The sequence below is a fragment of the Curvibacter soli genome, assembly GCF_029211125.1.
Taxonomy (GTDB): Bacteria; Pseudomonadota; Gammaproteobacteria; order Burkholderiales; family Burkholderiaceae_C; genus Curvibacter_A; species Curvibacter_A soli.
In genome coordinates this window covers 1-7,576 of the sequence record NZ_JARGEN010000030.1, presented here as the reverse complement: position 1 = coordinate 7,576, position 7,576 = coordinate 1, and the positions used below count along the sequence as shown (strand labels likewise).

Here is a 7,576-nt window from a genome sequence, read left to right as displayed (position 1 = left end):
TTGGATTGGCGAGGCATGAAAACTCCTTTGGTGGAATGTTATGCCTTGCACACAAAATTTCTGACAGGCTCCCGCAAGCCGCAAGACTGACTGGCGCGTTGACCGCCCCCGTGCATATTTTTGTAGCTAAAATCCAAGGTTATGCCTAACCCGCTCGCTGAAAGCGATTTCAGCATCTCACCGGAGACGTATGTCCATGACCAGCTACCAGCACATCCAGGTCCCTAGCGAAGGCCAAAAAATCACCGTCAATGCCGACACGTCTCTCAACGTGCCCGACCAGCCCATCATCCCGTACATCGAAGGTGATGGAACGGGTCTCGATATCACGCCAGTCATGCTGAAGGTCGTGGATGCATCCGTGTCAAAAGCTTACGGCGGCAAGCGCAAGATCCACTGGATGGAAGTCTATGCAGGTGAGAAATCCACGAAGATCTATGGTCCCGACGTGTGGTTGCCGGAAGAGACCCTGCAGGCCGTGCGCGAGTATGTCGTATCCATCAAGGGGCCACTGACCACTCCTGTGGGCGGCGGCATCCGGTCTCTGAACGTGGCACTGCGCCAGCAGTTGGACTTGTACGTCTGCCTGCGCCCGATCCAGTATTTCGAAGGCGTCCCTTCACCAGTCAAGGAGCCGCAAAAAACCAACATGGTGATCTTCCGCGAGAACTCAGAGGATATCTATGCCGGCATCGAATTCGAAGCTGAAAGCGACAAGGCCCAAAAGCTGATCAAGATCCTGCAGGACGAATTCGGCGTCAAGAAAATCCGCTTCCCGCAGACTTCGGCCATTGGCATCAAGCCCGTCTCGCGCGAGGGCACGGAGCGCTTGGTGCGCAAGGCGCTGCAGTACACGATCGACAACGACAAGCCCAGTCTCACGATCGTGCACAAAGGCAACATCATGAAGTTCACCGAGGGTGGCTTCCGCGACTGGAGTTACGCTCTAGCACAGCGTGAATTCGGTGCCGAACTCATCGATGGTGGCCCGTGGATGAAGTTCAAGAACCCGAAGACCGGCAAGGAAATCACGATCAAGGACTCCATCGCCGATGCATTCCTTCAGCAGATCCTGCTGCGCCCGGCCGAATACAGCGTGATTGCCACGCTCAACCTGAACGGCGACTACGTGTCAGATGCCCTGGCCGCGCAAGTGGGCGGCATCGGCATTGCCCCGGGCGCCAACCTCAGCGATACCGTGGCCATGTTCGAGGCCACCCACGGCACCGCGCCGAAGTACGCTGGCAAGGACTATGTGAACCCCGGCTCGGAAATCCTCTCGGCTGAGATGATGCTGCGCCACCTAGGCTGGACCGAGGCGGCGGATCTCATCATCAGTTCCATGAAAAAGTCGATCAAGAGCAAGAAAGTCACCTATGACTTCGCGCGTTTGATGGATGGCGCCACGCAGGTGAGTTGCTCCGGCTTTGGGCAGGTCATGATCGACCATATGTAAAGCTATTCCCTGTATTCTCATGAGCCCTTGACTTTCCGTGAGGAAGCCAAGGGCTTTTTTCTTTGTATCTCGCGACTTCTGGCGCAGCCTGTGAGTTGACACCATGTACGATGGCCAGCACCTGCGCCATCACCCGGTCACCGCCCGGGTTGCGCAGCGGACCACAGCGCAGCCGCTGAGTACTTGCCAGTCGTACCGGATCTCGCCCGCGTTGCTCAGCCGCTCGTGGCGGGCCACGATAACCACGCTACCCGGGTACAAGCGCGTGCTGACCATCTGCCCCACCCGTTCGCACGGCACGGAATATCGGTTGCGCGCCACCGACACCAGGCAGGTGCTGGAAACCCGCGCGGGTTTCTCGACATAGCCATCGAACGCCACCGGCATGGGCATGAGGTGCGCCCGCTCGTGCTCGAGCATCTCGGCCACGCTGAACTGGGTGTGTTCCGGGTGGCGCACCTCGTCCCACAGCGCGCGGCAGCGCTGACCCAGCCAAGCCGTTCGGTGAAGCTGCCGAACTTGATCTGGGCCCGCATCGATCCAGTGCGCCAGCGGCTGTCCTGCACGTTCTCCACCACCACATTACAGCGTAACCACGCAGTTGCCGCCCGCGCGCCTGTCAGCGTGCGCGAGGGCGCACATGCTATCCTTGCCCGCAACGAGAGGCAAGCCCCAGCGGACCGAGCGGGACGGCGGGAAGTGCGGCCTGGCGATTTCAATTCAAACCATCCTAGGACTTCCATGAGACTGATTCTGTTGGGTGCCCCCGGCGCCGGCAAAGGAACGCAAGCGACCTTTATCTGCCAGAAGTACGGCATACCGCAAATCTCCACCGGCGACATGCTGCGCGCCGCCGTCAAAGCGGGCACGCCCCTGGGTTTGCAAGCCAAGTCCGTCATGGAGTCCGGCGGCCTAGTCAGCGATGACCTGATCATCAACCTCGTCAAGGAACGCATCGCGCAGCCGGACTGCGCCCAAGGTTTTCTATTCGACGGATTCCCCCGCACCATTCCGCAGGCCGATGCCATGAAAGCGGCGGGAGTGAAGCTGGATTACGTGCTCGAAATAGACGTGCCCTTCGATGCCATTATCGAGCGCATGAGCGGGCGCCGCTCGCACCCCGCGTCGGGGCGCACCTACCACGTCAAGTTCAACCCGCCTAAGGCCGAAGGCCTGGACGACCTGACGGGCGAGCCCCTGATCCAGCGCGAGGACGACAAGGAAGACACCGTGCGCAAGCGGCTCGACGTCTACAGCGCCCAGACCCGCCCCCTGGTCGACTACTACTCACGCTGGGCGCAGGAAGAGCCCGCTGCTGCGCCCCGCTACCGCAAGATCAGCGGCATCGGCAGCGTGGAGGACATCACGGCGAGCGCATTGAAGGCGCTGACCGGCTAAAGAAGCCAAATTGTCGGCCACTCGGCCGATTCGGCCATTTCGCGGCAGTAGGTTTGCACCGCGTCAAAAAAGGCGCCCCAGTCGCCGGTGAGCTTGTAGGTCAGCTCGGTCTTCATGCGGCGGGCAAAGCCCCGGCCGTCGTGGGTTTCGGCCTGCCATTCCACGATGTCCTTGCGACGGCGCTGCACGAAGTGGCGGGCCAGTTGCTGGCGCAGCGGGTCGTCGGCCGAGGTGCGGCTTTGCAGGCCCACAAAGGCGGGGTCGAGCAAAGACAGCAGGTTGAGGGACTTGCAGAATTATTTTTGCCGAAATTCGTCTAAATTTGCTTAAAATTTAAGCAAAATTTCTAAGATTTGATGAATTTTGACGAGAATTTTTAGAGGCCATTTTGGGCAAATTGATTTGGAGGCGATCTCGTGCGTTTTGAGGCGTTTTTCATATTCAGCGTAGGGGGAGGGGTCGCAGTCTATTTTGAGCGCACGTTGGCGCGTTTAAAAAATTCATCCGAATTCTGCAAGTCCCTCGGTTGTAAAACGCGGCTTCGTCGCCCGAGTGCGGGGTGGCGGTGAGCAGCAGCAAGTGGCGTTCAGCATCTTTGGCCAGGCGCTGCAGCAACTCGAAGCGCAGTTGCTTGCCCGCGCCACTGCTGGCACAGGTATGCGCCTCGTCCACGATGATGCATTCGGGGGCAATGCTCAAAAAGTGCTCGCGGTGGCGCTCGCTCTTGATGTAGTCCAAGCTGACCACCACGATGGGGTGCTGGTCGAACAGAGGCCCACGCCGTGCGGCAGGTCGCGCTCGATGCGACTGGCACTGGCCGATGTGAGGGCCACGGCCTGTAGACACTAAGCGGCCAAGTCTTGACAGATTGTGCGAAGATTCCCGATGTACGAAAGTACATTTCGCGTCGATGACGCGATAGGCAAATTGCCTTACAACCCAATGGGTTACAACATTTCCTGGCCTTGCCAGGAACAGGTGCAAGTGGACGCGAATCGGTGGAACGTCCAAAACTCTTGCGTACGACCGAGGGAGTATGGTTGCGTTCGCATTTCCAACCTGTTTGGTTCCGGCTCTGCCAGCTTGGGTTTGTGCATATGCTGCACAGTCGAGGGACTTGCAGAATTCGGATGAATTTTTTAAACGCGCCAACGTGCGCTCAAAATAGACTGCGACCCCTCCCCCTACGCTGAACATGAAAAACGCCTCAAAACGCACGAGATCGCCTCCAAATCAATTTGCCCAAAATGGCCTCTAAAAATTCTCGTCAAAATTCATCAAATCTTAGAAATTTTGCTTAAATTTTAAGCAAATTTAGACGAATTTCGGCAAAAATAATTCTGCAAGTCCCTCAGTCGTAAACATTTGACTGGTGCCTATGACCGGGGACGTTTACCCGCGCAAATACAGGCTTTCTCTCGAAAAGTGGGGGGTGATTGCCCTGATGGCCACTTCAAATTCCCCCATGGACAACGGCGATAGCGCCAAGGAGGGCGTGGGCCGCACCTATGCCGGGGTGGACGGCTACTGCCCGCTGGCCGCCTACCTGGGCACGCAGGGCTACTGCCTGCAGCTGGCGCTGCGCCCGGGCACGCAGCATTCGGCCTATGAAAGCCAGTACAACCTGGAGCATGTGCTGCCGCTGGCCGCGCGGCTGAGCTCGGCGCCTTTGTTGCTGCGTGCCGATTCGGGCTTTTGCAGCAAGGATCTGATGCTGGCCGTGCACTCCCACGCCAGTGCGTTGGGACGCACCGTCGATTACCTGATCAAGTGGAATCCGCGCAGCACCCCGGTGGAGGCTTGGGCGCAGGCCAAATGCGCCGATGAGGCCACCGTCTGGTGTCTGCTGCGCGCAGGCCAAGCGCGCCTGCGTGTGGCAGGCGGATGTCGAACTGGCCCGGGGCGAGGACGATCAGCCCATTGGCGAGCGACAATTATCTTGACCGGTCAGCGACAACTATCTTGAGCGGTTGACGCACACCGCCGGGGTGCGTTTTGCGGTCGGGTTTTACAGTGGATTGCCTCAGTAAGGAGGCCAACCACCGTGCCCGGCAAACGCATCACGGATCATCAAGTGACCAAGTACAAGGAACTTCGCAACAAGCATTCGCAGGAGGCGGCCGCCGCCAAGGTGGGCATCAGCGTGAGCAGCGCTCGGCGGCTCGAATCCCCAGTGAGCCTGCCCTCGCGAAGGCCACCGCGCCACTGGCGCACGCGGGCGGACCCGCTGAGCCAGGTTTGGGAGGCCGAAGTGATACCGATGCTGGAGTCGGCGCCCGCGTTGATGGCCATCACGGTGCTGGAGGAACTGCAGCGCCGCCACCCCGGAGAGTTCGCTGATTCGTTGCTGCGCACCTTGCAGCGGCGCGTGCGCCAATGGCGAGCCCTCAACGGCCAGGAGCGCGAGATCTTCTTCGCGCAAGCGCACCCGCCGGGCCGACTGGGCCTGTCGGACTTCACCGTGTGCGATGAATTGGGCGTGGCCATCGGCGGGAGCTTCTTGCCGCACCGGCTCTACCAGTTCACCTTTGGCGGACGCATACGAGGCCATGCTTAGAAGCGTGGATTCGGCCATCCTGGGATAGCGGCCGCGCAGCCTCAAGCACTTTCTCCGCTCGGACTCCAGCATTTGTTTGCAGTGGACTACCCATCCCTGAGGCCAGCTCGGACACGTGAGCCCCTCAAGCAGGGGCGAGCATCAGATGCCCAACTTCCGACTTGGCAGGCCGCACCTTGATCTCAATGTCGTAGCCCAGTCGAGTGAGGCAATCCATCAGCTTGCGCTCGGACAGATTGCTGAAGTCGCCGCGCATCATGTCGGAGACTTTGGGCTGCGTGATGCCCATCAGCTTGGCGGCTTCTTGCTGCGTCAGCCCTCGACTGCGCATGGCCTTTCTGATTTCGATGACCAAGCCGGTTTTGATCTTGAGCTTTTCTGCTTCTGCCAGGCCAAGGTCGGCAAACACGTTGCCAGAACCACGATGCACTTCAACACTATCAATCAGCCGGATTTTCATTTGCGCAACTCCTTCACATAGGCTTCGGCGATCTTGAGCCGAGCGTGAACAATGTCCATATCTTCTTTGGGCGTAGCGATGCCGCGCTTGCTCTTCTTTTGGAAGCAGTGAAGGACAAAAACTGCTTCAGCGAACTTGACGGTGTAGACAGCCCGGTAGGTGCCACCGACATCGTCTTCCACCACTTCGAGCACACCCGCACCGCCAAAGCCCTTGAGCACCTTTGCATCGTCGTGCTTGTCGCCCACCTGCGCCAGTGACAAAGCAAAACCGAAGTGGCGCCGCACATCGTCGGGCAATGCCATCAAGTCCTTGTAGCTGCTACCGATCCATTCCAATGGCTTTTCATATGAGGGCATAGTCAAAATATATATGAACAGGTATAAGTGGTCAATGTCCGCATGCTTGCGCCCCCGAGCAGATGGTCAAAATCAATGGCCGACGCGCTCGCGAGATTGACGGGGTGCCGTCATGGAAAACGGATAGCCTGGATATTTCACCGTACCCCACCCCAAAAAGAGGACGGCATTGCCCTTGTGTGCTCGACAATTGAGGCATCGAATCCTGATCAAGCGAGCGGGCAATGCCGAAGCCAAACTGTACCGAAGAAGTTGACGTTGGAATCATCCTAAATCCGGCAGTTGAACCAACCGAAAAACTGAAGAAACCCAATATCCATGCGGGTTTCCAAAGACTTCGCGTGACTGCAGAGCAGTTCCAGTTGGGTGAGTCTGGAAAGCATGGAAACTCAATGCGTGACAGGCACTTGCTCGAATTTTGGGGATTCAACTGCCGGAAATAGGTTCAGTCGGCCCGGTGGCTCAGATTTGGATCGGCGCGGACAGTCGGCGACACCTTCTCGGCGTATTCAGCCAGGGCATCGGCAACCGTCTTGACCGTATCCAGCTTCCCTGTCGCCGCAGCCCGCATCTCCGTGGTGCGCCTGGCCGCCCACACTCTACCGCCCCCGCTTGGTCGGGAGCGTTGCGGCGTCACGCTGGCCTTTCACCTTCGATCTGGATGCGCCACGAACCTGCGGCGGTTTTGATGGGGGTCGCCATTTGGGGAATCAGTGGGGGAAATATGGGGGGATGAATTGTGCATGACCGTGCATCCCGCGCACTGTACCACCTTCATGCCGCTCCTAACCCATTGAAATGTTTGGGTTTGTGCATATGCTGCACAGTCGTAAACATTTGACTGGTGCCGATGACCGGAATCGAACTGGTGACCTACTCGTTACGAGTGAGTTGCTCTACCAACTGAGCTACATCGGCGTTGCATCAGCGTCATTTCTGAAGCAGTTTTTGATTATAGCAAGAAATTCAGAATGATCCCAAGCCGGCAGAGCCGGAACCAAACAGGTTGGAAATGCGAACGCAACCATACCCCCTCGGTCGTACGCAAGAGTTTTGGACGTTCCACCGATTCGCGCCCACTTGCACCTGTTCCTGGCAAGGCCAGGAAATGTTGTAACCCATTGGGTTGTAAGGCAATTTTCCTATCGCGTCATCGACGCGAAATGTACTTTCGTACATCGGGAATCTTCGCACAATCTGTCAAGACTTGGCCGCTTAGGGACTAAATCCGGCAGTTACCCCGTCAATGCGAGCGGCTCTGGCGGAAGCCAGGGCGGCAACGGACGGGTGATTTTCGCCACCACATAGTCCACGAACGCCTTCCAGCGGTTGGCCTGGGGCAACTG

Annotated in this window: 7 protein-coding genes, 1 tRNA gene and 2 pseudogenes; 4 read left to right on the top strand and 6 right to left on the bottom strand. The window is 58.3% G+C overall.

The genetic code is table 11. The features are described 5' to 3' along the window. The first annotated feature begins 196 nt into the window (after nucleotides 1-196). On the top strand, nucleotides 197-1,456 hold the full coding sequence (gene icd, locus PY257_RS07365; RefSeq protein WP_275740475.1) for an NADP-dependent isocitrate dehydrogenase: 1,260 nt from the start codon (nucleotides 197-199) through the stop codon (nucleotides 1,454-1,456). A gap of 106 nt (nucleotides 1,457-1,562) precedes the next feature. On the opposite strand, the pseudogene PY257_RS07360 reads toward icd, so the two are convergent. Then, a pseudogene (locus tag PY257_RS07360) lies at nucleotides 1,563-2,061 on the bottom strand (Mu transposase domain-containing protein); the annotation flags it as partial. Nucleotides 2,062-2,197: 136 nt separating this feature from the next. On the opposite strand from PY257_RS07360, the gene adk reads away from it, so the two are divergent. Next, nucleotides 2,198-2,854: an adenylate kinase gene (adk, locus tag PY257_RS07355; RefSeq protein ID WP_275740473.1), complete on the top strand. Its 657-nt coding sequence runs from the start codon at nucleotides 2,198-2,200 to the stop codon at nucleotides 2,852-2,854. Here the strand turns inward: adk and PY257_RS07350 are convergent. Both PY257_RS07350 and PY257_RS07345 read right to left on the bottom strand, forming a co-directional pair. Beyond that, on the bottom strand, nucleotides 2,851-3,123 hold the full coding sequence (locus PY257_RS07350) for a hypothetical protein (protein WP_275740471.1): 273 nt from the start codon (nucleotides 3,121-3,123) through the stop codon (nucleotides 2,851-2,853). The genes adk and PY257_RS07350 overlap by 4 nt on opposite strands. 172 nt (nucleotides 3,124-3,295) lie before the next feature. Further along, on the bottom strand, nucleotides 3,296-3,592 hold the full coding sequence (locus PY257_RS07345) for a DEAD/DEAH box helicase family protein (RefSeq protein ID WP_275740469.1): 297 nt from the start codon (nucleotides 3,590-3,592) through the stop codon (nucleotides 3,296-3,298). Nucleotides 3,593-4,232: 640 nt separating this feature from the next. Here PY257_RS07345 and PY257_RS16330 point away from each other — a divergent pair. Both PY257_RS16330 and PY257_RS07335 read left to right on the top strand, forming a co-directional pair. Next, nucleotides 4,233-4,820 carry a transposase gene (locus PY257_RS16330; RefSeq protein ID WP_419095671.1) on the top strand — a complete coding sequence of 196 codons (588 nt, stop codon included), beginning with the start codon at nucleotides 4,233-4,235 and terminating at the stop codon, nucleotides 4,818-4,820. 78 nt (nucleotides 4,821-4,898) lie between these two features. Next, nucleotides 4,899-5,378, top strand: a pseudogene (locus PY257_RS07335) (IS21 family transposase); the annotation flags it as partial. Nucleotides 5,379-5,535: 157 nt separating this feature from the next. Here PY257_RS07335 and PY257_RS07330 read toward each other — a convergent pair. The 3 genes from PY257_RS07330 to PY257_RS07320 all read right to left on the bottom strand — a co-directional run bounded on the left by PY257_RS07330 (nucleotide 5,536) and on the right by PY257_RS07320 (nucleotide 7,148). Then, the gene (locus tag PY257_RS07330; RefSeq protein ID WP_275740468.1) at nucleotides 5,536-5,871 is read right to left on the bottom strand and encodes a helix-turn-helix domain-containing protein; all 336 of its coding nucleotides are present in this window, start codon (nucleotides 5,869-5,871) and stop codon (nucleotides 5,536-5,538) included. Next, nucleotides 5,868-6,230, bottom strand: coding sequence for a type II toxin-antitoxin system RelE/ParE family toxin (locus PY257_RS07325; RefSeq protein WP_275740467.1), 363 nt, complete (start codon nucleotides 6,228-6,230; stop codon nucleotides 5,868-5,870). Before PY257_RS07325 ends, PY257_RS07330 begins: the two co-directional genes overlap by 4 nt. An 842-nt stretch (nucleotides 6,231-7,072) precedes the next feature. Further along, nucleotides 7,073-7,148, bottom strand: a tRNA-Thr gene (locus PY257_RS07320). Between the last annotated feature and the right edge of the window lie 428 nt (nucleotides 7,149-7,576).